We start from the raw sequence: 25,673 nt of genomic DNA, 5'->3' as shown, positions 1-25,673 counted from the left end.
GGCCCTGGGCCCCCTTCGCCCTTGGTCGAAGGAAAGGTAAGATATTTCAGCGTCTTGATCCGGGGGTATAATCTTCGGATCGCCTTGGAGTCGGTCACTGGCCGATGAACCTGCGGAGCTGCCTTTGGTCTACCGCCATACGATCGACGCCACGACCTACACCTTCCCCGACCTGCGCGACCTCCTCGCCAAGGCGACGCCGCCGCGCTCCGGCGACCGGCTGGCCGGCATTGCCGCTGGGACCGCCGAGCAGATGATCGCCGCGCGGATGGCGCTGGCGGACGTTCCCTTAAGTCAATTCCTCAACGAGGCCGTGATCCCCTACGAGGCCGACGAGGTCACCCGCCTCGTCATCGACAGCCATGACGCCAAGGCGTTTGCCCCCGTGGCCTCGCTGACGGTCGGAGCTTTCCGCGACTGGCTGCTGTCGGACGCCGCCACGTCGGAGGTCCTGCGCAAGCTCGCGCCCGGCATCACGCCGGAGATGGCGGCCGCGGTGTCGAAGCTGATGCGCAACCAGGACATGATCCTGGCGGCGCGGAAATGCGAGGTCGTCACTGCCTTCCGCAACACCATCGGCCTGAAGGGCCGGATGAGCACGCGGCTGCAGCCCAACCATCCCTTCGACGATGCCAGGGGCATCACCGCCTCGATCCTCGACGGGCTGCTGCTCGGGGCCGGCGATGCCTGCATCGGCATCAATCCGGCGAGCGACGATCCGGCCGTCATCGCGCAATTGTTGCGGCTCCTGGACGAGGTCATCGCTCGGTTGAAGATCCCGACGCAGGGCTGTGTGCTCACTCATGTCACCACGACGCTTTCGCTGATCGGGCAGGGCGTGCCGGTCGACCTCGTCTTCCAGTCGGTCGCCGGCACCGAGGCCGCCAACCGCAGCTTCGGCATCGACCTCGCATTGCTGAAGGAGGCGCACGAGGCCGGGCTGTCGCAAAAGCGCGGCACAGTCGGCGAGAACGTGATGTATTTCGAGACCGGGCAGGGCTCGGCGCTGTCGGCCAATGCCCACCACGGCGTCGACCAGCAGACCTGCGAGGCGCGCGCCTATGCGGTCGCCCGTGCCTATGCGCCGTTGCTGGTCAACAGCGTGGTCGGCTTCATCGGCCCGGAATATCTCTATGACGGCAAGGAGATCATCCGGGCGGGACTGGAGGATCATTTCTGCGGCAAGCTGCTCGGCCTGCCGCTCGGCATCGACATCTGCTACACCAACCATGCCGAGGCGGACCAGGACGACATGGACAACCTCCTGACGCTGCTCGCGGCTGCCGGCGTCACTTTCATCATGGGGGTGCCCGGCGCCGACGACGTCATGCTGAACTACCAGTCCACCTCCTTCCACGATGCGCTCTATGTCCGCGACGTCTTCGGCGCGGCCCGGGCGCCCGAGTTCGACGACTGGCTGGTCCGGACCGGGATTGCGGGTCCCGACTTCCGGCTTGCCCGCGACGCAGGCCTGTTGCCCGATTTCGCCTCCCGGTTGATCGCATGACCAAAAATCCCGCGAAAAACTTCCATCTGCCGGCGTGAACCGGGGAAACCATTGGCGCGTCTCACGAATTAGTTCGGTGCCACAATATTGAGGAATTCCGGTTGCAGCGTTACGCTATGTTTCTGGAGACCTCGTCAGTACCGTTCGTGGAACGTGGTTGGGGGAAGTTCGATGCGCGCTGAAAGCAACGGAACGAGCCGGCATATTCTCTGCGTCTTCCCGCGTTACACTTCATCTTTCGGCACCTTCGAGCATTCCTATCCGCTGACCGACGGCGTCCGAGCCTTCATGCCGCCGCAGGGCCTGCTGCTGCTCGCGGCCTATCTGCCGAAGGAGTGGCAGGTCAAATTCGTCGACGAAAATCTTCGCCGTGCGACGAAGGAAGAGTTCGAATGGGCGGAAGCCGTCTTCGTCAGCGGCATGCACATCCAGCGCCAGCAGATGAACGACATCTGCCGCCGCGCCCATGAGTTCGACCTGCCGGTCGCGCTCGGCGGTCCGTCGGTCAGCGCCTGCCCGGACTATTACCCGTCGTTCGACTATCTCCATGTCGGCGAGCTCGGCGACGCCACCAATCAGCTGTTCGAGATTTTGGCGCGCGATACATCGCGCCCCGAGAGCCAAGTCGTGCTGACGACCAAGGACCGCGTGCCGATGACGGAGTTTCCGATCCCGGCCTACGAGCTCGCCGACGTGAAACGCTATTTCCTCGGCAGCATCCAGTATTCCAGCGGCTGTCCGTATGAGTGCGAGTTCTGCGACATCCCCGGCCTCTACGGGCGCAACCCGCGCATCAAGTCTCCGGAACAGATCATCGCCGAGCTCGATCGTCTGCGCGAATGCGGCATGACCGACACCGTCTATTTCGTCGACGACAATTTCATCGGCAACCGCAAGGCGGCGTCGGATTTGCTGCCGCATCTGATCGAATGGCAGAAGAAAACCGGCTATGTGGTGCGGCTTGCCTGCGAGGCGACGCTCAACATCGCCAAGCGTCCCGAGATCCTCAAGAAGATGCGTGAGGCCTATTTCATCACCATTTTCTGCGGCATCGAGACGCCGGACCCGGACGCGCTGAAGGCGATGCACAAGGACCACAACATGATGGTCCCGATCCTGGAAGGCGTGCGCACCATCAACTCCTACGGCATGGAGGTGGTGTCCGGCATCATCATGGGGCTCGATACCGACAAGCCGAACACGTCGGAGGCTCTGCTCGCCTTCGTCGAGGAGTCCCGGATTCCGCTGCTCACGATCAACCTGCTTCAGGCGCTGCCGAAGACGCCGCTGTGGGACCGATTGGAAAAGGAAGGGCGCCTGGTCGATGACGAGGGGCGCGATTCCAACGTCAACTTCCTGCTGCCTTATGACGAGGTCGTCGCATCCTGGAAGCACGCCATGAGCGTCGCTTACGAGCCCGAGAAGGTCTATGCGCGCTTCCAGTATCAATGCGACGAGGTTTATCCCCATCGCCTCAAGATGCCGGTGCCGGACGAGATGAAGACCTGGCCGAACGTCAGGCGCGGGCTCGTCATGCTGCGCAATATCTTCTGGAAGGTCGGCGTGCTCGGCGACTACAGGCGGGTGTTCTGGAAATTCGCGCTGGGGCGGATCCGCCGCGGTGACATCGAAGGCCTGATCGGCTGCACCTTGATCGCGCATCACCTCATCACCTTTGCGCGGGCGGCATCGAGCGGCAAGCAGAACGCGTCGAACTATTCGATCCGACTGCGCGAAGCGTCCGTTCCCGCCGAATGAGCGACAAGCCCGTCCCGGCGCGCCCGACCGTCGACCTGCGATCGTTCACGCCCGCGCGCGTCGCGCTCGGGCGCAGTGGCGCGAGCCTGCCGACCAAACCGCTGCTCGATTTCACGTTGGCCCATGCCCGTGCCCGCGATGCCGTGCACGCCGCCTTCGACGCGCCGGGTCTGGTTGCCGGGGTGAGGGCGCTCGGCCTTGGCGCCACCGAGGTCACGAGCCGGGCCGCCGATCGCGGGGATTACCTGCGCCGGCCGGATCTCGGACGGCAGCTCGATGCCGGCTCCGCCGCAGCGCTGGCCGATGGCGCCATCGCACCGTGCCAGCTTGCAATCGTCATCGGCGACGGACTGTCTGCGGCGGCGGTCCAGGCCCATGCAGTCGCGCTGCTGCAAAGCCTGCTGCCGCTGCTCGGCGAAGGCGACGATGTCGCGATCGGCCATGTCGTCGTCGCCTCAGGCGCGCGGGTTGCGCTCGGCGACGAGATCGGGGCCATTCTCGGGGCGCGCATGGTTTTGATGCTGATCGGCGAGCGGCCTGGCCTGTCCGCGCCCGACAGCCTTGGTGCGTATCTGACCTTCGCGCCGAAGCCCGGACTGACCGATGCGGAGCGCAACTGCGTGTCGAACATCCACAAGGCTGGGTTGAGCCATCATGAGGCCGCGCTCAAGATCGCCTGGCTGGTCCGCGAGGGACTGGCGCGGGAGGTCACGGGCGTGGCGCTCAAGGACGAGAGCGCCGACCGCGCGCCGCGTCGAATCGGCACGGCTTTGCCCGAATGACGGGCAATTCGGCAAAATCGCCGCATCTTGATCGATTTGGAGACCCTTGGCGTGCTTGCGAGTCGGGCTCATCACCTGCTAAACCGCTGCCGGCGATTTTCCGCGCATTTTCAACGGGCAAGCCTCCCATTGGTATGGCGTTTTCAAGCCGTTCGCGGGGCGCAATAAGCTCACTGACCGAACCGATTTAGGAACTGGACAAGGCATGCTCGAAAAGCACCGCGAGAATGAGGTTCATGTCGACAAGGTCGAGCAGGGGCCTACGTCCTCCATCGCCTTCGGGCTGGAGCGCATCGGGCTGATCGCAGTCCGCGCGCCGATCGTCTCCTGCATCATCCTGCTCGCGCTGATCGTTGCCGCGGTGTTCGGCATCTATCGGATCAAGATCGACGATTCGCTGTCGCAGCTGTTCCGCTCCAACACACCGGAATTCCGCCAGTATGAAGCGGTGACCAAGAAGTTCCCGGCAGAGGAATTCGACGTCCTCGTCGTGGTCGAAGGCCAGAAACTCCTGGCACGGAAGAACCTCGAGAAGCTGCGCGACTTCGTCACCGACATGCAGCTGGTCGAAGGCACCCGCGGCCTGGTCTCGCTGTTCTCGGCGCGCCAGGCGCCGGCGCCGGGCAAGTTGCCGGCCGCGTTGTTCCCGGCCGAGCTGCCCGAAGGCGCGGCCTATGACCAGTTCATCGAGACCGTCAAAAACAACGAGATCATCCGCGGCAAGCTCTTGTCCGAGGACGGTACGCTCGCGCTGATCGTGCTGTCGCTCGATCCGGCAGTGGTCGCCTCCAACAAGCTCACCAAGACCGTTGGCGACATCCGCGCATTGATGAAGGAGGATCTCGGCGACACCGGGCTCAGCGTGCAGCTCTCCGGCGTGCCGGTGATGCAGCTCGAGATCCGCAACGCGGTCGAGCGCGACGGCCTCACCTACAACATCCTCGGCATTCTCGCCGGCTGCGTCATCGCCATCATCTTCTTCCGCAAGATCTCGTTCATGGTGGTGGCGGCGTTCCCCCCGATGATCGCGATCCTGATTGCACTCGGTGCGCTCGGCTGGGCGAATTTCAATCTCAACATGTTCCTGAACGTGATGACGCCGCTCATCATGGTGATCTCGTTCTCGGACTCGATGCAGCTTACCTTTGCCGCGCGTGACCGGCTGATCGCGGGCCAGGACAAGTTCACCGCGTTCAAGAATGCGGTGCTGGTGGTGGGCCCGGCCTGCGTGCTGACGCATGGCACCGCCGGCATTTCCTTCATCGCGCTCCAGTTCTCCGATTCCGACCTGATCCGCAAATTCGGTGAAGCAGGTCTCGCCGCGACCATCATCGCGCTGGTCACGGTGCTGTCGCTGGTGCCGGTGTTCGGCGTGCTGTTCGTACGCAACGAGAAGCTCTTTGCGGTCAAGTTCCAGAGCGCGGATGCCGGCGTGCAGGCGCTGCGCAATTTCTGCTACTGGATCGCGGTGCGCATGGTCGGCCGGCCCGGCCTGTTCAGCCTGATCGCACTGCTGTTCGTCGCCGGCCTCGGCGTCGTCTACGCCAATCTTCAGCCGCGCTACCGGCTCGCCGACCAGGTGCCCGACAAGCGCCAGGCGGTCGCCGCCAGCAACCGGCTCGACGCCAAGCTGACCGGCGCCAATCCGGTGAACGTCCTGATCCAGCTTCCCAAGGGCGAAACGCTCTACTCGCCGGAAACGCTGCAAACCATCGCCGACGTGCATGCGACCGTGGAGAAGGCGGCCGGCGTGGGCAATGTCTGGTCGCTGGAGACGCTGCGCCGCTGGCTGGCGGAAAAGGCCGGCAGCGACGATGTCGCAACCCTCAAGGAATATGTGAACGTCATTCCCGAGCATCTGGTGCGACGCTTCATCGATGCCGAGCAGGATGCGGTGGTCGTGGCTGGCCGCGTGCCGGACAAGGACTCCAGCCAGCTCCTGCCGATCGTCGACAAGCTCGACTCCGAGCTCGACGCCGTCCGCAAGAAGCATCCCGGCTACGAGGTTGCCGTCACCGGTCTCGCCGCCATCGCGGCACGCAATTCGGCCGGCATGATCGAGAAGCTGAACCGCGGTCTCACCGTCGAATTCGCGCTGGTCGCGATCTTCATCGGCCTCGCCTTCCGTTCCTGGGTGGTGATGTTTGCCTGCATCCTGCCAGGCATTTTCCCGGTGGTGATGTCGGGAACGGTGCTGTGGGCGATGGGCGAGGGGTTGCAATTCGCCAGCGTCGTTGCGCTCACCGTCTCGTTCGGCCTGGGCTTGAGCGCCACCATCCACTTCCTCAATCGCCTGCGATTGGAGAGCAAGCCGGGCGTCGGTTCGGCGCTGGCGGTCGAACGTGCGACGGTTCTGGTCGGCCCGGCGCTGATCCTGACCACGGTGGTCCTGGCCAGTGGCCTCGTCGTCACCGTGTTCTCGGACCTGCCGTCGCTTCGGCTGTTCGGCTGGCTCAGCGCCTTCTCGATGGTGGCGGCGCTGGTGGCCGACCTCTTCATCCTGCGGCCGACCGCGATGTGGCTGATCAACCTGCACGCCAAGCTTCAGGGCCCCGACAAGCCGGCGATCTGAGCGGGGCGGCAGACGCCGCCTCACGCTCACGCGTCGATGCGAACGATCCCGTACGGGTTGAACTTGAAATCGTCCTGGGCGTAATCCTGTTCTCGTGAGAGCGTGAGCTTGCGATCGCCCAGCGTCGCGTCGATGCCACGTTCGGCCATCGCGTCGGCGATCTCGTCCATGAGCTTCACCGCGTCACGATCGCTGCCGCGCGCTTTCGGCACATAGATCTCCGGCAGCCCGACGAGATGGAATCCAACGCTTTCGTTGTAGGCCGCGCCACCGAGCGGGCGCTTGGCGAAGGCGAGGCGACAGGTCCGCCCCATCGCGGCCGTGAGGGCGAGGCCCTGGTTCGTCTTCGCCGCCGCCTTGCACTCGCCGGCCAACTGCATCCACCGCTTGATCCCGTGGGCGACGCCCGCGCTCTCCCCCTTCACGGCGGTGGCTCCAGCCTCGATCAGCTCTTCGACGATACGCAAGGCCGCGGCCGAATAGGCGACCGCCTTCTGCTGCTCCATCGGCGGGCTCAGCACGTAGAGCACGGATTTGTGGCTGGCGACGGCGGCCTCGTCGGCGGCGGACCACGCATTGGGAAAGACGCGGTCCCAGCAGACCCCGAACGATCGCGGCATATGCGGATCGGGCTGCGCTTGTGAATAGCTGCGGTCGATCTCGAAACCGAAATCGGTGATCGTCTTTGCGACCGCTTTCGGCGGATGCAGCAGGCTTTCATCCTTGCCGAGGAAACAAAGCACGTGACGCGGTTTCACTGACGAAGCCGACATATCCGCTCCTCCCTGGGGTGGCGGTTGATCGTTGGCCCGGGCACGGTGAGTTGCGAGGAGCCCAACTCCCCAACCAAGTCCCCAAAGCAGCTGTCTGCGAAATCGGTCCATGTCAGTAAAAAGCCCCCGGCTCGCGAAAACCGGGGGCGTGTTCTCTTGGAAGCGGGAAGGGCGATCAGCCCTTCGTCATCGTGATATTGACGCCGCGGATCTCACCCTTCGACGAGATCTGCACGGTCTGCTTGGAGCCGTTGGTGCGCAGCGACAGATTGGCGGCGAAACCATTGGCCTCGACGAACACGTCGATCTGACCGCCGCCCGCGGTGCCCTGCAAATTGCCAAAGATGTTGCGGTTGGACTCGCTCCAGTTGCCGGAGATCCGCTCGCCCTGGCTCGTCACGTCGCTGGTGAGGTCGAACTTGTAGCTGTCGGACGCGCAGTGCAGCGCCTGCTTGAGGTTGAGGCCCGTGCCGGCAACCTTGTAATCCGCCTTGCATCGGATGCGCTCGGTCGAGCCGTCCGACAGATTCACGGTGCCGGTCCCGGTCCACGCCCCGTCGAAGCCGGCGAACGGCCCGGACGACTGAGCGTGGCTTGCCGCAACTGAGAAGAGCAGCGCCGCACCAATGCCGGCCGCCTTGATCGCCAGTTCAGATCGCCCAAAGAATTTCATCATCAATATCCCGTTTTGGAACCACGTCCGTTCATGACAGGACGTCTCGCCACATCGAAAGTTTAGTGTTGTGAGCCCGTGTCAGGTTCAAGAGCCTGCGCGGGTTCAAAGTCTAGCCGCCCACAATGTTGGGCTCGCGGAGCGGTCTTGCCACGAGCTGTCCCCGGATTTCCTCTGTTTCCATGTATTTCCGGCCGAAATGGCCGCTCGGACAGATGCAGCTCTGCAACAGGTATGCAGTAAAACGCCGCTTGCCCGAATTATGACGTAGTATCAAACCCTTACATCTGCCAATGAAGACCCAGGGAAGACCTGATTTGGTAGGCGCGGCGCCAATTTGGCCGCATTTACCAGCGCTTGTGCCTTCTCCGGTGCCGCTCTTTCCGCGGCAACTTGCCATCAGAACAATCCGTTCCCGTCGTCCGCCCTGTGCTGTCCGGGATTGGTGAGATTCTGCCGTCAGAATGAAGGAATACAATGCGTAAGCTTCTCGTCGCCCTCACCGTGCTGTCGGCCACCCTGTCCACGGCTGCGTTCGCCCAGCAGGGGCGTGGCACGGACGCCGAGCAGAAGGCCTGCACGCGCGACGTGCAGAAGTTCTGCCGTCCGGTCATCGACCAGGGCGATTTCACCATCCTGGCCTGCCTCAAGGAGAACCGGGCCAAGATCTCGCAGGCCTGCGACCAGGTCCTGAAGAACCACAACCAGTAAGCTCGGCCACTGGCCCACAAAGGCGGCCGTGGGGCCGCCTTTTTCAGGCCGGATCCGCAGGGCTGCCATCGAGAGACAGGATTGGTTTTGCGGCCGTATTCCCCTATATGGGGGCCGCGGCGGCGTCGCTGGCATGAGCCCGCGCGAGCGCAAAAGCCCTTCCTGTCCAAACGATTGTTGATCAGCCCTCGATGACCTCTGCGAGCGAATTGCGATCCGGCAAGGGTGACCGCGACGAGAATTTTCCCGTCGCGTCCTGGATCATTCATCCGCGTCATCGCGCGCTGATTCTGGCGTATTACAATTTCGTCCGCACGGCCGACGACATCGCCGACCACGCAACCCTGTCGGCGGACGAAAAGCTTCGCTATCTCGACCTGCTCGAGGCGGAACTGCTCGGCAAGGGCGACGCCCAGGCTGAAGCCGTCGCGCTGCGGCGTGCGCTCGCCGAACGTGGCATGGCGCCCCGCCACGCGCTCGACGTGCTCATCGCGTTCCGCATGGACGTGACAAAACTGCGCTACGAGAACTGGGACGAGGTCATCCACTATTGCCGCTATTCGGCGATGCCGGTCGGCCGATTCATGCTCGACGTCCATGGCGAGAGCACCTCGACCTGGGCCGCGTCGGATGCGCTCTGCGCGGGCCTTCAGATCAACAACCACCTCCAGGATTGCGGCAAGGATTTCCGCGAGCTCAATCGCGTCTATCTGCCGCGCGATGCCCTGGCCGCAAGCGGCGCCTCGGTCGAGCAGCTCGGACTTGCGCAGTCGCCGCCGGCGATGCTGGCCTGCCTCCAGGGGCTCGCCGTGCGCAACGAAGCGCTGCTGGGCGAGGGCAGGTCGTTAGCTGCGGAGATCCGGGATGTCCGCCTCGGCGTCGACGTCGCGGTGATCCAGGCCTATGCCGACCGTATCGTGCGCCTGCTCAAGGTGCGCGATCCCCTGCGCGAGCGCGTGCATCTGAACAAGTTTGAACTGCTCACCTTCAGCCTCGCCGGCATGATCGGCGAAGTCGGCCGCCGTGCGATCGGCCGCAAGGCCATCTCTAGTCCGGGGACTGCCCATGACGCTTGAGGCGACCGCGCCCAGCGCCAATTATGGCTCGTCCGCATCGAACAGCTCCTTCTACGCTGCGATGCGTATACTGCCGCGCGACCAGCGCGAGGCGATGTTCCAGATCTACAGCTTCTGCCGCCAGGTCGACGACATCGCCGATTCCGACGGCCCGCGCGACGAGCGGCTCGCCGCGCTCCAGGAATGGCGCAACGACATCGACGCGCTCTACCAGGGCAATCCGCCGCCGCGGCTGAAGGACTACGTCACCTCGGTGAAGACCTTCGGGCTGAAGCGCGAGGATTTTCTCGCCATCGTCGACGGCATGGAGATGGACGTGCCGCAGGACATCCGCGCACCTGACATGGCGACGCTGGATCTCTATTGCGATCGTGTTGCCAGCGCCGTCGGACGGTTGTCGGTGCGGGTGTTCGGCCTGCCGGAAGAGGACGGCATCCAGCTCGCTTATCACCTGGGGCGCGCGCTGCAGCTCACCAACATCCTGCGCGACATCGACGAAGATGCCACGCTCGGCCGGCTCTATCTGCCGCGCGAGGCGCTGCTGCATGCCGGCATCACCTCCAACGATCCGAACCGCGTGATCGCCGAGCGCGGGCTGCCGAAAGTCTGCCTGCCGCTGACGCAGCGCGCGAAGGCACATTTCGAGAAGTCGGACGAGATCATGAATCGCAACAGGCGCCGCGCGGTGCGCGCGCCGCGGATCATGTCGAAGTACTATCACGCCATCCTGGACCTCCTGATCGCGCGCGGCTTCAACGCGCCGCGCGAGCCGGTGCGTGTGTCGAAGGTCACACGCTTCGCGATCCTGTTCCGCTACGCTTTCATCTGATGCAAAACACAGCTCACATCATCGGCGCTGGAATTTCCGGCCTCTCCGCCGCTGTGCGGCTCGCCAATGCCGGCTTCAAGATCGCCGTGCACGAGGCGACGCACCAGGCCGGCGGCCGCTGCCGCTCCTACTTCGACGGCGCCACCAATCTCACCATCGACAACGGCAACCATCTGCTGCTGTCGGGCAACAGCCATGCGCGGGCCTATGCGCGATCGATCGGCACCGAGGCGGGGCTGGTCGGTCCTGAAAGCGCGCAGTTTCCGTTCGTCGACATCAAGACCGGGCAGCGCTGGCAGATCGATCTTGGTTCGGGCCGGCTACCGACCTGGGTGCTCGACGAGAGCCGCCGCGTGCCCGATACCGGGCTCACCGATTATCTCAAGCTGGCTCCGCTGATCTGGGCGTCGGAACAGACGCTGGTCGGCAAGTCCATTCCTACCGAGGGCACGCTCTATCATCGCCTGGTGCAGCCGCTGCTGCTCGCCGCACTCAATGTCGATCCGCCCGAAGGTTCGGCCGGGCTGGCCGGTGCCATCGTGCGCGAGACGCTGCTTGCGGGCGGGCAGGCCTGCCGTCCGCTGATCGCGCGCGACGGCCTCAGCGCCGTGCTGATCGAGCCTGCCGTGAAATTCTTGGACGAGCGCGGCCACACCGTTCAGCTCGGCCATGAGCTGCGGTCCTTCATCACCAGCGACGGCAAGGTCAGCGCGCTGAATTTCGGCGGCGAGGATGTGGTCCAGCTTGCTGCGGGCGACGTGATCGTGATGGCGGTGCCGCCACGCGCGGCGACGAGCCTGCTGCCGGGCCTGACGGCGCCGACCGAATTCCGCGCCATTGTGAATGCGCATTTCCGCTTCGAGCCACCGCCGGGCGCGGCGCCGATCCTGGGCGTCATCGGCGGCGTCGTCGAATGGCTGTTTGCGTTCCCGAACCGGCTCTCCGTCACCATCAGCAACGGCGACCGTCTCGTCGACATGCCGCGCGAGGAGCTCGCGCAGACGATCTGGAACGACGTCTGCGCGGCCGGCGGTGTCTCCGGCGAATTGCCGCCGTGGCAGATCGTGCGCGAGCGCCGTGCCACATTTGCGGCAACGCCGGCGCAGAATGCCCTGCGTCCGGGGCCGGTCACCGCGCTGAAAAACCTGTTCCTTGCCGGCGACTGGACTGCTACGGGATTGCCGGCAACGATCGAGGGATCGGTCCGGTCCGGTGATCGCGCCGCCGATCTGGTTTTGGCCGCAAAGCGGCCCTGACGGGCAATGTCCCCGTCACTTTCAATCGACACTCGGAGCAATCGAGCGACATGGATTCCGTGACCGCGACCAACCGCGAAGCTTTGGAATCGAGCATTGCGTCGGCCACGCAAGGCGTGCTCGGCCTTCAGCAATCCGACGGCCATTGGGTCTTCGAGCTCGAGGCCGACTGCACGATCCCGGCCGAATACGTCCTGCTGCGCCATTACCTCGCGGAGCCGGTCGACACCGCGCTCGAGGCCAAGATCGGCAACTATCTCCGTCGCATCCAGGGCGCCCATGGCGGCTGGCCGCTGGTGCATGACGGCGAGTTCGACATGAGCGCCAGCGTGAAGGCTTACTTCGCGCTGAAGATGATCGGCGATTCCGTGGACGCGCCACACATGGTGCGCGCGCGCGAGGCGATCCATTCCCGCGGTGGCGCCATCAACAGCAACGTCTTCACGCGCTTTCTGCTTGCGACGTTCGGCGTGGTGACATGGCGCGCGGTGCCGGTGTTGCCGATCGAGATCGTGCTGCTGCCATTCTGGTCGCCATTCCACCTCAACAAGATCTCCTACTGGGCGCGCACCACCATGGTGCCGCTGATGGTCATCGCCGCGCTCAAGCCGCTGGCGCGGAATCCGAAGGGCGTCGGCATCGACGAATTGTTCCTGCAGGATCCGCGCTCGATCGGCATGACCGCCAAGGCGCCGCATCAGAGCATGGCCTGGTTCCTGCTGTTTCGTTCGCTCGATGCGATCCTGCGCGTCATCGAGCCGATGTTTCCGAAGAGCCTGCGCAAGCGCGCGATCGATGCCGCGCTCGCGTTCACCGAAGAGCGGCTCAATGGCGAGGACGGCATGGGCGCGATCTATCCGCCCATGGCCAACATCGTCATGATGTATGACGCGCTCGGCAAGGACGAGAACTTCCCGCCGCGCGCGATCACCCGGCGCGGCATCGACAAGCTGCTCGTGATCAAGGGCGACGAGGCCTACTGTCAGCCCTGCGTCTCGCCGGTGTGGGACACGACGCTCACCGCACATGCACTGCTCGAGGCCGGCGGCGACAAGGCGGTGCCTGCGGCGAAGCAGGGTCTCGACTGGCTGATCCCGAGGCAGGAACTCGAGGTGAAGGGCGACTGGGCGGTGAAGCGGCCCGACGTGCGTCCGGGCGGCTGGGCGTTCCAGTACAACAATGCCCATTACCCCGATCTCGACGACACCGCCGTCGTGGTGATGTCGATGGACCGCATGCGCCGCGAGCACGGAGCGACCGGCTATGACGCCGCGATCGACCGCGGCCGGGAGTGGATCGAGGGCATGCAGAGCGACGATGGCGGCTGGGCCGCCTTCGACGTCAACAACCTCGAATATTACCTGAACAACATCCCGTTCTCGGACCATGGCGCGCTGCTCGATCCGCCGACCGAGGACGTCACGGCGCGCTGCATCTCGATGCTGGCCCAGCTTGGCGAGACCGAGAAGACCAGCAAGCACGTCGCCGATGGTGTCGCCTATCTGCGCAAGACCCAGCACCCGGAAGGCTCCTGGTATGGCCGCTGGGGCATGAACTTCATCTATGGAACCTGGTCGGTGCTCTGCGCCCTCAACATGGCTGGAGTTCCCCGCACCGATCCCATGATGCGCAAGGCGTCCGACTGGCTGGCCTCGATCCAGAACCAGGACGGCGGCTGGGGCGAGGACGCCGTCAGCTACCGGCTGGACTACAAGGGCTGGGAACCCGCCCCGTCGACCGCCTCGCAAACGGCATGGGCCTTGCTTGCCCTGATGGCTGCTGGCGAGGTTGATCACCCGGCCGTCGCCCGCGGGGTGGAGTACCTGATTGCAACACAGAACGAAAAAGGACTGTGGGACGAGCAGCGGTACACCGCCACAGGCTTTCCCCGCGTGTTCTATCTGCGGTATCATGGTTACCCGAAGTTCTTCCCACTATGGGCGCTGGCGCGGTATCGGAACTTGCGGAACACCAACAGCAGGGTGGTAGGGGTCGGGATGTGACTTTGGGGACGGGGGACTATATTACCGCGGGTAATGCCATTGATCCGCGGCCGATTCTGATCGTGACCGGATTGGTTCAGGAGGCCCGCATTGCTGCCGGGCCCGGAATGGCGGTTATTTGCTCGTCGAGCAGCCCGACCCAGTTGCGTGCGCTGCTGACGGTGGTGGATCCCCAGACGATTCGTGGCGTGATCTCGTTCGGTGTCGCCGGTGGGCTCGACCCGACGCTGCGTTCCGGTGACGTCGTGGTGGCGACCGAGGTGCTCTCGGGCGACGCCCGCTGGGGCGCCGGCCTGTCGCTCAGCGACGACCTCATCGACAAGCTGACCTCCGGCCGCCGCCGGGTCGTACGCGGTTCCCTGGCCGGTGCCGAGGAAGTGGTCACCGGGAGCTCCTGCAAGGCCGCGCTGCATTCGGAAACCGGCGCCTCCGCCGTCGACATGGAAAGCCACATCGCGGCCGCCTATGCCGCCGAAGCCGGTCTGCCGTTCGCCGCGGTCCGCGTCATCAGCGACCCCGCCCACCGCGCGCTCCCGGCGCTCGCCCGCGCCGCCATCAAGCCGAACGGCCAGATCGACCTCGCCGCGGTCCTGCGCGGCATCGTGCGCAACCCGGCGACGCTCCACGCCCTGGTCTCGACCGGCATCGACTTCAACCGCGCGCTGCGCTCGCTTCGTGGCTGCCGCGACTTCCTGATCGGCACCGAGCTGGTGGAGAGCGAGGCCGCGGTTTCCGAAGCGGCCTGAGCGGCTTCATCGAGCTGACAAAAGAAAAGGCCCGGTCGCAGGACCGGGCCTTTTTGCTGTTGGTGCCGACTTGCGCGCTTACGCAGCGGTCGAAGCCTTCCGTGCGGCCTTGGCCTGAGCTGCCTCGGCTTCGTCCTTGCGGATCTCGGAGAGCTTCTTCTGGACCTGCTCGGAGAAGATGTACTGCGCCGGGCGCTGCTTCGACATGTCGATCTCCGGCACCATCGGGCCCGAGGTCTTGATGCCGCGCAGCGACACCCACATCGCCTTGATCGGGTTGTTGAGAGCGGCGGTCGCGGCCGTCGGCTCGTAGCCGCAATGGGCCATACAGTCGGCGCACTTCTCGTACTTGCCGGTGCCGTAGGTTTCCCAGTCGGTGGTGTCCATCAGCTCCTTGAAGGTTTTTGCGTAGCCTTCACCGAGGAGATAGCAGGGCTTCTGCCAACCGAAGATGTTGCGTGCGGGCATGCCCCACGGCGTGCACTCGTATTCCTGGTTGCCGGCGAGGAAGTCCAGGAACAAGCCGGAATGCATGAAATTCCACTTCTTGCCCTTGCCCATCGCGAAGACGTCGCGGAACAGCTTCTTGGTCTTGGTGCGGTTGAGGAAGTGCTCCTGGTCCGGCGCGCGCTCATAGGCGTAGCCGGGCGACATCGAGACGCCGACACCGAGCTCGACGGTGAGGTCGAGGAACTTTGCGATCTCCTCGGCCGGGTGGCCGTCGAATATGGTGGCGTTGACGTTGACGGTGAAGCCGCGGGCCTTCGCCGCCTTGATCGCGGAGACGGCGCGGTCGAACACGCCCTTCTGCGAAACGGCCTTGTCGTGATGGTCCTTCAGGCCGTCGAGATGCACGGAGAAGAACAGGTACGGGGAGGGCTCGAACAGGTCGAGCTTCTTCTCGAGCAGCAGCGCGTTGGTGCAGAGCGAGACGAATTTCTTGCGCGCGACCAGGCCGCGCACGATCTCGCCGATCTCCTTGTGGATCAGCGGCTCGCCGCCGGGGATCGCCACCATCGGCGCGCCGCACTCGTCGGCCGCGTCCCAGCACTCCTGTGCGGTCATGCGGCGGTTGAGGATCGCATCCGGATAATCGATCTTGCCGCAGCCGACGCAGGCGAGGTTGCAGCGGAACAGCGGCTCCAGCATCAGCACGAGCGGATAGCGTTTGCGGCCAAGCAGTTTCTGCTTGAGCAAATAGCCGCCGATACGCATTTCCTTGAAGAAGGGGATTGCCATTACACGTTTCTTTCTGGGCTTGAAATTCGGGTAGGTCAGCTTGCAGCCAGTTGAGCCGGAAGCCTGAATTCGATGTTTTCCTCGCGGCCGGGGAGCACCGAGACCGTCACCGGTCCGATCCGCCGCAGCGCTTCGATCACGTCATCCACCAGCACCTCAGGCGCCGAGGCGCCGGCTGTGAGGCCGACGGTCCTGGCACCATTCAACCACTCCGGATTGAGCTCGCGGCCATCGGCGATCAGATAACTCGCGACGCCGGCTTCAGTGCCGATTTCGCGGAGCCGGTTCGAGTTCGAGCTATTGGCAGCACCCACCACCAAAATCACGTCAACCAGCTTGCTCAAGTCCCTTACCGCAGATTGGCGGTTCTGTGTCGCATAGCAGATATCCCGGATGTCCGGGCCTTGAATATCTGTAAATTTAGCTTGAAGGGCCTCGATAATGCCCTTGGTGTCGTCGACCGACAGCGTGGTCTGGGTGATGTAGGCCACTGGCGTATCCGCCGGCAGCGCCAGGGCCTTGGCCTCCTCGACGCTCTGGACCAGCAAAACGGGCCCGGGAACCTGGCCCATCGTGCCCTCGACCTCGGGGTGGCCGGCATGGCCGATCAGGATCAGGGTACGGCCCTTGGTGATGTAACGCTTCCCCTGATTGTGAACTTTCGTGACCAGGGGGCAGGTGGCATTGAGCACCGGAAGGTCGCGGGCGGCAGCCTCTTCCTCGACGCTGCGGGCGACGCCATGGGCACTGAAAACGGTGACAGCCTTCGGTGGAACTTCGGACAGTTCCTCGACGAAGATCGCGCCCTTGTTCTTCAGGCTCTCGACGACGTATTTGTTGTGCACGATCTCATGGCGCACGTAGACCGGCGGGCCATACTTCTGCAGGGCCTTTTCCACGATCTCGATCGCGCGCACCACGCCTGCGCAAAAGCCGCGCGGCTGCGCTAGATAAACTTCCATTGGACGCCCATCACGCAATTTGCACCAATCCGCTCAATTGTCCCGGGCGGCACCCCGATAGGGCCAATGTTGCAATATCCGCACCATTGGTGTCGCGACCGCGGTAACCGCCCACCCCATCTGGGCCCAGGCGCATGCAGGCACAGCACTTTGTGTCAAAAAATCGGCGGCAAGGAAAGGTGGAACAAGTCCAGCGGTTCCCGGCGACATCGATCTGAGGTATTATAATGCCGCATTTTACCTGAGCAAGATGGCGACATTTGTGCTCACCCCTTCGTCACTTTACCGCCTCATCTCCCCGGCTATACCGGCGCTCCCGCATGATTTTGCCACGGTCTCCCGGCGTTTACTTCGAACCTTGTTCCCGCGAGAGCTACCCAAAACAGCAATAGGTTTCGCCCGGGAACTCCGTTAAACAGCGGGCGTTTTCGGCAGGCTGTTAACACTAGAAAGAAAATACGTGCTGCAAAGCGTAGTCGTTGCCATCGTCAGGGCCTGTACCCGGTTTGCTACCCTTGTCGTCGTTCTCGGGCTCCTGCTGGCGGTGGGGGCGGGCTACTACACGTCCCAACACTTCGCCATCAACACCGACATCAATTCGCTGATTGCCCAGAATCTGGACTGGCGCCAGCGCGACCAGCAGTTTGACCGCGCCTTCGATCGTGACGCGACGATCCTCGCGGTCGTCGAGGCCAGGACGCCGGAGATGGCGACCGCAGCCGCGGACGCACTGTTTGCCAAGCTGAAGGACAACAAGACCGACTTCCAGTCGATGCAGCAGCTCGGCACCGGTGAGTTCTTCGAGAAGAACGGCCTGTTGTTCCTGCCGACCGAGGAAGTCGGCAAGATCACCAGCCAGTTCGAATCCGCAGCGCCCCTGATCGAGATCATGGCCGGCGATCCATCGATCCGCGGTCTGACCGGTGCGCTGGAGACCGGGCTCGCCGGCGTCAAGCGTGGGCAGGTCAAGCTCGACAGCACCGCGCGGCCGTTCAACCAGATCGCGGGGACGGTCGAGACCGTGCTCAACAAGGGCAATGCGAGCTTCTCCTGGCGCGAGCTCGTCAGCGACCAGCCGCTGTCGGATTCGGACAAGCGCGCCTTCATCGAGTTCAAGCCGATCCTCGACTACAACGCGCTCGAGCCCGGCAAGGGCGCCACCGACGCGATCCGCAAGGCCGCGGCCGATCTCGATTTTGCGACCAAATATCAGGCGCGGGTACGCCTGACAGGTCCGGTCCCGATCGCCAACGAGGAATACGCCACCGTCCAGGAAGGTGCTGTCGTCAACGGCGTCGGCACGGTGCTCGTCGTGCTCCTGATCCTGTGGCTTGCACTGCACTCCTCGAAGATCATCTTCGCGGTGTTCATCAATCTGTTCGTCGGCCTTGCGCTGACAACCGCCGCCGGCCTGATGATGGTCGGCTCGTTCAACCTGCTGTCGATCGCGTTCGCCGTGCTGTTCGTCGGACTGGGCGTCGATTTCGGCATCCAGTACAGCGTTCGCTACCGCTCGGAGCGCTACAAGCACGACGATCTCACCGCCGCGCTGGTGCGTGCCGCGAAGCGCTCCGCGGTGCCGCTGTCGCTGGCGGCCATGGCGACGGCCGCCGGCTTCCTCTGTTTCCTGCCGACCGATTACAAGGGCATTTCCGAGCTCGGCCAGATCGCCGGCGTCGGCATGCTGGTGGCGTTCCTCTCCAGCATTACGATATTGCCCGCGATGCTGAAGCTGCTGAACCCGCCGGGCGAAAAGGAGCCGGTGGGCTATGCCTTCCTGGCGCCGCTCGATTACTTCCTGGAGAAGCACCGCGTCCTGGTCGTGGGCGGCACGTTGCTGCTGGCGCTCGCGGGCCTGCCGCTGCTCTACTTCCTGAAGTTCGACTTCAACCCGATGAACCTGCGCAACCCGAAGGCCGAGTCGATCGCCACTTTCCTCGACTTGCGCAAGGATCCCAACACCGGCGCCAACGCCATCAACGTGATGGTCACCACGGAAGAGCAGGCCAAGCAGGTCGAGGCGAAGCTGGAGAAGGTGCCGGAAGTGTTGCGCGTGATGTCGCTCAACAGCTTCGTGCCGGAAGACCAGCAGCCGAAGCTGAAGCTGCTCGCGCAGGGCGCCAAGGTGTTGGGCCCCGCGCTCAATCCCGACCAGGTCGACGCGGCGCCGTCCGACCAGGAAAATGTCGAGTCGCTGAAATCCTCGGTCGAAAATCTGCGCCGGACCGCCGGTGACGCCAAGGGCCCGGGCGCGATCGCCTCGCGGCGGCTCGCGGACGCGCTGGAGAAGCTCGCCAATTCGGACGAGGCGACCCGCAACAGGGCACAGGACGTGTTCGTCACGCCGTTGAAGATCGTGTTCGACCAGCTCAGGAACGCGCTGCAGGCCGAGCCGGTCACCCTGAAGTCACTGCCGCCCGATCTCGTGAACGCCTGGAAGAGCAAGGACGGAATCATCCGCGTCGAAGCTCAGCCGAAGGGCGATCCCAACGACAACGACACGCTGCGCAAGTTTGCGGCAGCCGTGCTCGAGGCCGAGCCGACCGCGATCGGCGGACCGGTCTCCATCCTGAAATCCGGCGACACCGTGGTGAACGCCTTCATCCATGCCGGCATCTATGCGTTGCTGGTGATCGGCCTGCTGTTGTGGATCACGCTGCGCCGCGTCGTTGACGTGCTGATGACGCTGGTGCCGCTTCTGGTTGCGGGCGCGGTGACGCTCGAGATCTGCGTGTTGATCGGCCTGCCGCTCAACTTCGCCAATATCGTCGCGTTCCCGCTGCTGCTCGGCGTGGGTGTCGCGTTCAAGATCTATTATGTCGTGGCGTGGCGGTCCGGCAGGACAAACCTGCTTCAGACCAGCCTGACGCGCGCGATCTTCTTCAGCGCACTGACGACGGCGACCGCGTTCGGCAGCCTGTGGCTGTCGAGCCATCCGGGCACATCCAGCATGGGCAAGCTGCTCGCACTTTCTCTGGTGACGACGCTTGCCGCAGTGCTGCTGTTTCAGCCGGCCCTAATGGGCAAGCCCCGCAATCTCAGGGAGTAGGCAGATGTCGCCGACGGAATCGGCGGTTGCGCTCTTCTGACCAGGCTTGGCGGCGACGGCAGCGTTCTTCGGTGCCGTGGCCGCAGGTGCTGGCGCAGGCGCTGCAGCAGGTGGCGTGGTTGCGGCCTTTGGCGCCGCTCCGGTGGTTTTCGGTGCACCCTTGGCCATCGCATTGGAAGAGCTCGAAGGAATGGGTGGACCGACCCGGGTCCAGGTCTCGCCGCCGCACAGGAAGCCCAGCACGCAGCCCTTGATCTCGAGCTGGTCGGTGCCGACAGGCGTGATGGTCGCGCTGTACATCTGACCATCTTTCGCGTTGTAGACCTGACCCTCCCACTGCTCGGCGCCGGCCGCCTTCTTCATGTTGATCAGGGTCGCCATGCCCAGTGTCGGTCTGTTCTTTTTTGAGACATCGGGGTTGTTCTCGTCGCGGCCTCCGGGCTGCTTTTCCCAGGAAACCGCGCCCCACATGCTGCCGTTGCATTGGGCGACGCGGATATTGGCAACGCCGTCGGCGACCCGCCAGTCGCCGGTGGGATCGGCGGCAAGCGCCGGTGTCAGGCCGACGTAACCGCCCGCCAGTATTATTCCGGTGTAAATGGCCAAACGCATGAGTGTTCCTTGGCAGTGCAACATGGTTTAAAGCTGTGCTTGCGAAGATGGTCCGAAAAAGGGCAAAAGGCCGCACAGACCCTTTTCCGTTTGCTGACCGTTTTCAGTTGACGAAGCGGCCCTCAACCGAAGTATGTAGCGGATGAACAGTCCAAATCCAGACATGTCCCAGTTGTTCGCGGACCGTCAGGCCCAGCGCAGCACCCTGCATAATCGGTACCTGAACGAGCAGTTCGTCCGGGTTCTCAAGACCATCGGCTACGATGTCGGCTTCCAGAAGGGGCAGGGGCAGTACCTCTACGATCGCGAGGGTGCGCGCTATCTCGACCTCCTGTCCGGCTTTGGCGTGTTCGCAATCGGTCGCAACCATCCGGTGATGCGCGACGCGCTGAAGAGCGTGCTCGACGCCGATCTGCCCAATCTCGTCCAGTTCGACGTCTCGGTGCTCGCCGGCGTGCTCGCCGAGCGGCTGTTGAAATACGTTCCCTATCTCGACAAGGCGTTCTTCGCCAATTCCGGCGCCGAATGCGTCGAGGCGGCCATCAAGTTCGCCCGCGGCGCCACCGGCCGCCCCGGCATCGTCTACTGCGCCCACGGCTATCACGGCCTGACCTATGGCGCGCTGTCGCTGACGGGTGATTCGAACTTCCGCACCGGCTTCGAGCCGCTGTTGCCGGGGTGCACCTCGGTTCCGTTCAACGATCTCGCCGCGCTCGAGAAGGCGCTGGCCTCGCGCGAGGTCGCGGCCTTCGTGGTCGAGCCGATCCAGGGCAAGGGCGTCAACATGCCCTCCGACGAGTTCCTGCCGGGGGCCGCAGCGCTCTGCAAGAAGTACGGCACGCTGTTCGTCGCCGACGAGATCCAGACCGGCATGGGCCGCACCGGCCGCTTCCTCGCGGTCGAGCACTGGAACGTCGAGCCCGACATGGTGCTGCTGTCGAAGTCGCTCTCGGGCGGCCACGTGCCGGTCGGCGCCGTGCTGACGCGCAAGAACATCTTCGACAAGATCTTCAACCAGATGGACCGCGCGGTGGTGCACGGTTCGACCTTCTCCAAGAACGATCTCGCGATGGCCGCCGGCATCGCCACGCTCGACGTGATGGAATCGGAGAAGCTGATCGAGTCCGCCGCCAAGCGCGGCGCCGAGCTTCGCCTCGCGCTCACCCGCATGGTCCCCGGCTACGAGCTGATGAAGGAAGTGCGCGGCAAGGGCCTGATGATCGGCATCGAGTTCGGTCCGCCGAAATCGCTGCGGCTGCGGGCATCCTGGAACGTGCTGGAGGCCGCCAACAAGGGCCTGTTCTGCCAGCTCATCACCGTGCCGCTGTTCAAGGATCACAAGATCCTGACGCAGGTCGCCGGCCACGGCAGCCACACCATCAAGCTGCTGCCGCCGCTCACCATCACCGAAGAAGACTGCAACTGGATCGAGCGCGCGTTCGACGACGTCATCGCCGGCAGCCACAAGGTCCCCGGCGCGATCTGGTCGCTCGGCAAGACGCTGGTCGACAACGCGGTGCGGCGGTCGGCGTAGGACCCCGCGGCGTGGTGTCGCGACGTGCGACCTGCTGAAGCAGGACGCCTCCCAAAACGCCAACTCGGCACTTACTTTCCCGGCACTGATCTGGCCGGGAGAGGAGTGAGCCGTGCCTGTAACTGGTGGCTGCCATTGCGGCGCGATCCGCTATGAAGTGAACGGCGACACGATGGTGCACGCGCTCTGCCATTGCGTGGATTGCCGTCGCCATTCCGGGGCACCGATGGTTGGCTGGGCGATGTATTCGCGCGAAGCGGTCAAGCTCGTGCGCGGCCAGCCCAGCATCTATCACTCCTCTGAGCATGGACGACGTCACTTCTGTGCCGATTGCGGCACGGGGCTATTCTATATCAATGAAAGCCTGATGCCTGGCATCATCGACATCCAGAGCGGCACCTACGATCACCCCGATGCCGTTCCGGCCATGATGCACATCCAGGTCGCCGAGCGGATTGGCTGGATGGAGAGGGCACACGAACTGCCGGTGTTCGAACGATTTCCTCCGCTCGAATAGCGGCGGGACCGGCTCGTTCGCCAGGACTACACGGGGTAGTTCCAGGCGCGGAGGATGCCCAGGGTCAGTATTCCGCCGACGCCTGCGAGCACGGCGAGAGCTGCAAACCATATCCACTGCTTGCGGTCTTTCAACGCCAGCACCGCGGCACAGCCGGCAGCGAACATCGACGGCAGGGTGGTCGAGACAATCAGTAACGGAATCATTTTTGTCCTCCTTGATGACGGCTGCAATCTGCCGCGTTGCGCCTGGGAGGACCGTGAGACCCGTCACGTTGAACGTTCGCGGGGGCGGCGGTGAGGCCGCTATCCCTCCACGTTCGCCTTCATGGCCGTCTCGAACTTGTCGACGAACTCGGTAAGCTCGTCGCCGCCGATATCGCTGACGGCCCAGAAATTCAGGCCGCGCTCGCCCCAGCGGCGGCAGTTGAAGCCCTGCATGGTCTGCGTCTTCGGCGGCCGATGCTCGGTGCTCGCGGTCTGCGACACGAACAGGTTGATGATGTGCTGCCGGCGCTTGTAAACGACGGCGCCGATGGCGCGCGCATCGACATAGTCGAGCCGGCCGCCGACCAGCGTGAAGCCCTGCGCGGTGAGATCGATCACGGGCGGGGCGACGTCGAGCTTGCCGTTGAACCAGGGTTTGACCGTGTGCTGGTCGGTCGAGACGACGTCGATGAGATGGCCGGCCTGCAGCGAGCGCAGATGGGCGGAGACGACTTCCGAGAGGATGCGCTGCTGGTCGTCCTGGCGCAGCACGACGGCGACGACGCCGGAGGCGGCAAGCGCCGAGACTGCCGAACCCATCGCGAAACCGCGCAACACGGAGCGACGGCTCGGCTGCGGCCGCGCCTGCGGCATCGATGCCTCGATGCGGGCGCGCAGGCTAGCCGGCGCGCTGTAGCGCAGCTTGGTGTCGGCCAGCACGCGCTTCATCTCGCGCTGGGCCGTCAACTCGGCCGTGCAGGCGGGACAGCCGGCGATATGGGCTTCGACCTCGCGCGCATGGCCGGCATCGAGCTCGTTGTCGAGCAGCGCGTGAAGCAGGATTTGTGCTTCGTCGCAGGTCATTTCGAATGCTCCTCTTCCGCCGTCCAGGCCGCGCGCAGCATGGCGCGGGCGCGGGCGAGGCGGGACATCACGGTGCCGACGGGGGCACCGACGGCTTCTGCAATTTCACGATAGGACAGGTTGTTGATCTCCCGCAGCACGAAGGTTTCCTTGAACGGCTCGGCGAGCGCGTCGATCATCTTGCGAATGGCGCCGGCGTCGCGGCTGCGCAGGACCTCGGTCTCCGGGCTCGCCTCGTTCTCCTGCCACATCGGCGTCTGGTCGGCGGCGCCGGGCGTATCCTCGATCGCGGCGTGCGAGTGCGCGCGCCTGGCATATTCGGCGTTGCAGACGTTGCGCAGGATCGCGAACAGCCACGGCTTCATCGCCGGGCCGCGATAGCTGTCGAAGTGCTTCAGCGCACGCAAATAGCATTCCTGCACCGCGTCCTCAGCGTCGGAGGCGTCGCGCAGCAGATATCGTGCGAGCGTGTAGACGTCGTCGAGATAGGGGAGCGCCGCCTCGCGGAAGCGCTGCGCCTTCTGGAAATCGTCGCTGACGGGCATCGCCTCTCGCTTTGCCTCTTGCTGCGTTTCGTCCGTCGTTGCGTGCGCGTCGTTGTTGGGCCTGACCGAAGGCACGCGAGCCCGGCCGGCGTGGGACCACCGGCCGGGCAAGACAGAGATGCCTTGGTTGGAGACGTTACTCAACCTTGATCATCCCGGTCATGTGCGGGTGCAACGAACAAAAATACTTGTAGTCGCCCGCATTGGTGAAGGTGAACGTGAACTTGTCGTCGGTATCCAGGGTCTTGGACCGGAACTTGCCGGCCGACACCACCGTGTGGGGGATGTCGTCCCGGTTGGTCCAGGTGATGGTCGTGCCGACCTTGATCTTGAGTTCCGGAGGCTGGAAAACGAAATTGTCGATATGCACCTCCATGTTGCTGTCGTCGGCACGGGCGGTCGTGACGGGGATCAGGATGGCCGCGGCCACGGCGACCCCGAAGTCGCGGCGATTGAGTGTCTTCATTGTCAGCTTCCGTTCAGCCCTGAATCAACCCTGCAGCGGCGTGTCGATGATCGCGAGCCGCTGCTCGTTCTGCTTGAAGTTGATGCTGGCGACCCCGAGCATCGAACGGAGCTTGGCGTCCTCGACCTTCATCGGTCCGGGCGAGGCGGCGGTGCCCGGCGCCGGCTGCGGGAAGGCGGTCGAGCGCGCGGTGTGGAAGGTGACGTTGCCCTCGACCTTCTGCATCACCTGGTGGATGTGGCCGTTCAGCACGGTGACCGAGCCGAAACCCTTGACGTATTCGAGCGCGCGGCCGCCGTCCTCGGTGCCCCAGCCCCATTCCGGATAGACGGTCCAGAGCGGGATGTGGGCGAACAGCACGATCGGGGTAGACTTGGACTTGCCGCGGAGATCGTCCTCGAGCCAGGCGAGCTGCTCGGCGCCGAGATTGCCGAGGCCGCCGCCCTTGAGGTCGACGACATTGACGAGGCCGACGAAGTGCACGCCGCCGGCGTCGAAGGAGTACCAGCCCGCACCCTTGGTGCCGCGGCCGTAACGCTCGCGATAGAACTTCACCTCTTCGTCGAGGAAGTCATGCTCGCCGGGGACGTAATGCACGTCCAGCTTGGACTGCGAGATAATGCGGTCGGCATTGTCGAACTCGGAGGCTTTGGACAGATGGGTGATGTCGCCGGTGTGGATCATGAACGACGGCTTGACCGGCATCGCATTGATCTTGTTGACGGCTTCCTCCAGCGTGCCCAGCGCATTGGGGTTGGCCGGCTTGTCGAAGCCGACATGGCTGTCGCTGATCTGGAGGAAGGTCATGCCGGGCGCGGCGGCGGTGGCGGCCTCAGCTGAATCGATGATGCCGAGCGAACGCGGCACGCCGCCCGTGATGGTCCAGAGCACCCCGGTGCCGGCCCAGGTCATGCATTCCAGCACCTTGCGGCGGCTGACGCCGTCGTCCCCGTGATCGTGTCCGCTCATCGCACGTCTCCTTTGGCCCGGAAT

The 25,673-nt window shown here is 64.3% G+C and carries 23 protein-coding genes; 13 read left to right on the top strand and 10 right to left on the bottom strand.

The window, feature by feature from the left end:
* The first annotated feature begins 124 nt into the window (after positions 1-124).
* The 4 genes from QA645_RS30060 to QA645_RS30045 all read left to right on the top strand — a co-directional run bounded on the left by QA645_RS30060 (position 125) and on the right by QA645_RS30045 (position 6,619).
* On the top strand, positions 125-1,507 hold the full coding sequence (locus QA645_RS30060) for an ethanolamine ammonia-lyase subunit EutB (RefSeq protein ID WP_283044971.1): 1,383 nt from the start codon (positions 125-127) through the stop codon (positions 1,505-1,507).
* Positions 1,508-1,678: 171 nt separating this feature from the next.
* Entirely contained in the window at positions 1,679-3,265 is a 1,587-nt protein-coding gene (locus QA645_RS30055; protein ID WP_283044970.1) for a B12-binding domain-containing radical SAM protein, read from the top strand.
* The gene (eutC, locus tag QA645_RS30050; RefSeq protein ID WP_283044969.1) at positions 3,262-4,047 is read left to right on the top strand and encodes an ethanolamine ammonia-lyase subunit EutC; all 786 of its coding nucleotides are present in this window, start codon (positions 3,262-3,264) and stop codon (positions 4,045-4,047) included. Before QA645_RS30055 ends, eutC begins: the two co-directional genes overlap by 4 nt.
* A gap of 205 nt (positions 4,048-4,252) precedes the next feature.
* Entirely contained in the window at positions 4,253-6,619 is a 2,367-nt protein-coding gene (locus QA645_RS30045) for an MMPL family transporter (protein WP_283044968.1), read from the top strand.
* A gap of 26 nt (positions 6,620-6,645) precedes the next feature.
* On the opposite strand, the gene QA645_RS30040 is transcribed toward QA645_RS30045, so the two are convergent.
* Positions 6,646-7,392, bottom strand: a complete 747-nt coding sequence (locus tag QA645_RS30040) for a hypothetical protein (RefSeq protein ID WP_283044967.1) — start codon at positions 7,390-7,392, stop codon at positions 6,646-6,648.
* A gap of 175 nt (positions 7,393-7,567) precedes the next feature.
* Positions 7,568-8,065 (bottom strand): hypothetical protein, encoded by a 498-nt coding sequence (locus tag QA645_RS30035; RefSeq protein WP_254135329.1) that lies wholly within the window; start codon positions 8,063-8,065, stop codon positions 7,568-7,570.
* A 477-nt stretch (positions 8,066-8,542) separates the two neighbouring features.
* Between QA645_RS30035 and QA645_RS30030 the strand changes: the two genes are divergently transcribed.
* The 6 genes from QA645_RS30030 (at position 8,543) to QA645_RS30005 (ending at position 14,686) form a co-directional block, all read left to right on the top strand.
* Positions 8,543-8,776 carry a hypothetical protein gene (locus QA645_RS30030; protein ID WP_188101991.1) on the top strand — a complete coding sequence of 78 codons (234 nt, stop codon included), beginning with the start codon at positions 8,543-8,545 and terminating at the stop codon, positions 8,774-8,776.
* Between the two features lie 191 nt (positions 8,777-8,967).
* Positions 8,968-9,852, top strand: a complete 885-nt coding sequence (hpnC, locus tag QA645_RS30025) for a squalene synthase HpnC (protein ID WP_283044965.1) — start codon at positions 8,968-8,970, stop codon at positions 9,850-9,852.
* A complete protein-coding gene (gene hpnD / locus QA645_RS30020) occupies positions 9,842-10,681 on the top strand; it encodes a presqualene diphosphate synthase HpnD (protein ID WP_254192719.1) in 840 nt (279 codons plus the stop codon). The genes hpnC and hpnD overlap by 11 nt, the downstream gene beginning before the upstream one ends.
* Positions 10,681-11,937 carry a hydroxysqualene dehydroxylase HpnE gene (hpnE, locus tag QA645_RS30015; RefSeq protein ID WP_254192720.1) on the top strand — a complete coding sequence of 419 codons (1,257 nt, stop codon included), beginning with the start codon at positions 10,681-10,683 and terminating at the stop codon, positions 11,935-11,937. Before hpnD ends, hpnE begins: the two co-directional genes overlap by 1 nt.
* Before the next feature lie 50 nt (positions 11,938-11,987).
* The gene (gene shc / locus QA645_RS30010; RefSeq protein ID WP_283044964.1) at positions 11,988-13,940 is read left to right on the top strand and encodes a squalene--hopene cyclase; all 1,953 of its coding nucleotides are present in this window, start codon (positions 11,988-11,990) and stop codon (positions 13,938-13,940) included.
* Positions 13,937-14,686, top strand: coding sequence for a phosphorylase (locus QA645_RS30005; protein ID WP_254130103.1), 750 nt, complete (start codon positions 13,937-13,939; stop codon positions 14,684-14,686). Before shc ends, QA645_RS30005 begins: the two co-directional genes overlap by 4 nt.
* A 78-nt stretch (positions 14,687-14,764) precedes the next feature.
* Here the strand turns inward: QA645_RS30005 and hpnH are convergent, their stop codons facing one another.
* Both hpnH and ispH read right to left on the bottom strand, forming a co-directional pair.
* Positions 14,765-15,925 (bottom strand): adenosyl-hopene transferase HpnH, encoded by a 1,161-nt coding sequence (gene hpnH / locus QA645_RS30000; RefSeq protein ID WP_254130104.1) that lies wholly within the window; start codon positions 15,923-15,925, stop codon positions 14,765-14,767.
* A gap of 35 nt (positions 15,926-15,960) precedes the next feature.
* Positions 15,961-16,887, bottom strand: a complete 927-nt coding sequence (gene ispH / locus QA645_RS29995; protein WP_283053417.1) for a 4-hydroxy-3-methylbut-2-enyl diphosphate reductase — start codon at positions 16,885-16,887, stop codon at positions 15,961-15,963.
* Between the two features lie 460 nt (positions 16,888-17,347).
* On the opposite strand from ispH, the gene QA645_RS29990 reads away from it, so the two are divergent.
* Positions 17,348-19,936: an MMPL family transporter gene (locus QA645_RS29990; RefSeq protein ID WP_283044963.1), complete on the top strand. Its 2,589-nt coding sequence runs from the start codon at positions 17,348-17,350 to the stop codon at positions 19,934-19,936.
* On the opposite strand, the gene QA645_RS29985 is transcribed toward QA645_RS29990, so the two are convergent.
* Entirely contained in the window at positions 19,904-20,548 is a 645-nt protein-coding gene (locus QA645_RS29985; RefSeq protein ID WP_283044962.1) for a DUF2147 domain-containing protein, read from the bottom strand. The genes QA645_RS29990 and QA645_RS29985 overlap by 33 nt on opposite strands.
* A 142-nt stretch (positions 20,549-20,690) precedes the next feature.
* On the opposite strand from QA645_RS29985, the gene hpnO reads away from it, so the two are divergent.
* Both hpnO and QA645_RS29975 read left to right on the top strand, forming a co-directional pair.
* Entirely contained in the window at positions 20,691-22,082 is a 1,392-nt protein-coding gene (gene hpnO / locus QA645_RS29980; protein WP_254130107.1) for an aminobacteriohopanetriol synthase HpnO, read from the top strand.
* Between the two features lie 172 nt (positions 22,083-22,254).
* A complete protein-coding gene (locus QA645_RS29975; protein ID WP_254196187.1) occupies positions 22,255-22,599 on the top strand; it encodes a GFA family protein in 345 nt (114 codons plus the stop codon).
* Between the two features lie 26 nt (positions 22,600-22,625).
* Here the strand turns inward: QA645_RS29975 and QA645_RS29970 are convergent, their stop codons facing one another.
* The 5 genes from QA645_RS29970 to QA645_RS29950 all read right to left on the bottom strand — a co-directional run bounded on the left by QA645_RS29970 (position 22,626) and on the right by QA645_RS29950 (position 25,649).
* The gene (locus tag QA645_RS29970) at positions 22,626-22,805 is read right to left on the bottom strand and encodes a hypothetical protein (RefSeq protein WP_254130108.1); all 180 of its coding nucleotides are present in this window, start codon (positions 22,803-22,805) and stop codon (positions 22,626-22,628) included.
* Positions 22,806-22,904: 99 nt separating this feature from the next.
* Positions 22,905-23,669 carry an anti-sigma factor gene (locus tag QA645_RS29965; protein WP_254130109.1) on the bottom strand — a complete coding sequence of 255 codons (765 nt, stop codon included), beginning with the start codon at positions 23,667-23,669 and terminating at the stop codon, positions 22,905-22,907.
* Positions 23,666-24,214 carry a sigma-70 family RNA polymerase sigma factor gene (locus QA645_RS29960; protein WP_187437320.1) on the bottom strand — a complete coding sequence of 183 codons (549 nt, stop codon included), beginning with the start codon at positions 24,212-24,214 and terminating at the stop codon, positions 23,666-23,668. Before QA645_RS29960 ends, QA645_RS29965 begins: the two co-directional genes overlap by 4 nt.
* Positions 24,215-24,350: 136 nt before the next feature.
* Positions 24,351-24,680: a cupredoxin family copper-binding protein gene (locus tag QA645_RS29955; RefSeq protein WP_254130110.1), complete on the bottom strand. Its 330-nt coding sequence runs from the start codon at positions 24,678-24,680 to the stop codon at positions 24,351-24,353.
* 24 nt (positions 24,681-24,704) lie between these two features.
* Positions 24,705-25,649 (bottom strand): metallophosphoesterase, encoded by a 945-nt coding sequence (locus QA645_RS29950; protein ID WP_283044961.1) that lies wholly within the window; start codon positions 25,647-25,649, stop codon positions 24,705-24,707.
* Positions 25,650-25,673: the final 24 nt, after the last annotated feature.

It is taken from the genome of Bradyrhizobium sp. CIAT3101, from assembly GCF_029714945.1.
GTDB lineage: Bacteria > Pseudomonadota > Alphaproteobacteria > Rhizobiales > Xanthobacteraceae > Bradyrhizobium.
Note: the sequence above shows the minus strand (reverse complement) of the source record. Positions and strands in the feature narration are given on the sequence as shown.

Coding starts and splice junctions, on each gene's coding strand:
- hpnE (WP_254192720.1), top strand. CDS start 10,681: ATGCAAAACACAGCTCACATCATCGGCGCTGGAATTTCCGGCCTCTCC.
- QA645_RS29955 (WP_254130110.1), bottom strand. CDS start 24,680: ATGAAGACACTCAATCGCCGCGACTTCGGGGTCGCCGTGGCCGCGGCC.
- QA645_RS30045 (WP_283044968.1), top strand. CDS start 4,253: ATGCTCGAAAAGCACCGCGAGAATGAGGTTCATGTCGACAAGGTCGAG.
- hpnC (WP_283044965.1), top strand. CDS start 8,968: ATGACCTCTGCGAGCGAATTGCGATCCGGCAAGGGTGACCGCGACGAG.
- QA645_RS30035 (WP_254135329.1), bottom strand. CDS start 8,065: ATGAAATTCTTTGGGCGATCTGAACTGGCGATCAAGGCGGCCGGCATT.
- QA645_RS30030 (WP_188101991.1), top strand. CDS start 8,543: ATGCGTAAGCTTCTCGTCGCCCTCACCGTGCTGTCGGCCACCCTGTCC.
- QA645_RS29950 (WP_283044961.1), bottom strand. CDS start 25,649: ATGAGCGGACACGATCACGGGGACGACGGCGTCAGCCGCCGCAAGGTG.
- QA645_RS29960 (WP_187437320.1), bottom strand. CDS start 24,214: ATGCCCGTCAGCGACGATTTCCAGAAGGCGCAGCGCTTCCGCGAGGCG.
- QA645_RS29985 (WP_283044962.1), bottom strand. CDS start 20,548: ATGCGTTTGGCCATTTACACCGGAATAATACTGGCGGGCGGTTACGTC.
- QA645_RS29975 (WP_254196187.1), top strand. CDS start 22,255: ATGGTGCACGCGCTCTGCCATTGCGTGGATTGCCGTCGCCATTCCGGG.
- eutC (WP_283044969.1), top strand. CDS start 3,262: ATGAGCGACAAGCCCGTCCCGGCGCGCCCGACCGTCGACCTGCGATCG.
- shc (WP_283044964.1), top strand. CDS start 11,988: ATGGATTCCGTGACCGCGACCAACCGCGAAGCTTTGGAATCGAGCATT.
- QA645_RS30040 (WP_283044967.1), bottom strand. CDS start 7,392: ATGTCGGCTTCGTCAGTGAAACCGCGTCACGTGCTTTGTTTCCTCGGC.
- QA645_RS29970 (WP_254130108.1), bottom strand. CDS start 22,805: ATGATTCCGTTACTGATTGTCTCGACCACCCTGCCGTCGATGTTCGCT.
- hpnO (WP_254130107.1), top strand. CDS start 20,691: ATGAACAGTCCAAATCCAGACATGTCCCAGTTGTTCGCGGACCGTCAG.
- QA645_RS30055 (WP_283044970.1), top strand. CDS start 1,679: ATGCGCGCTGAAAGCAACGGAACGAGCCGGCATATTCTCTGCGTCTTC.
- hpnH (WP_254130104.1), bottom strand. CDS start 15,925: ATGGCAATCCCCTTCTTCAAGGAAATGCGTATCGGCGGCTATTTGCTC.
- hpnD (WP_254192719.1), top strand. CDS start 9,842: ATGACGCTTGAGGCGACCGCGCCCAGCGCCAATTATGGCTCGTCCGCA.
- QA645_RS29965 (WP_254130109.1), bottom strand. CDS start 23,669: ATGACCTGCGACGAAGCACAAATCCTGCTTCACGCGCTGCTCGACAAC.
- ispH (WP_283053417.1), bottom strand. CDS start 16,887: ATGGAAGTTTATCTAGCGCAGCCGCGCGGCTTTTGCGCAGGCGTGGTG.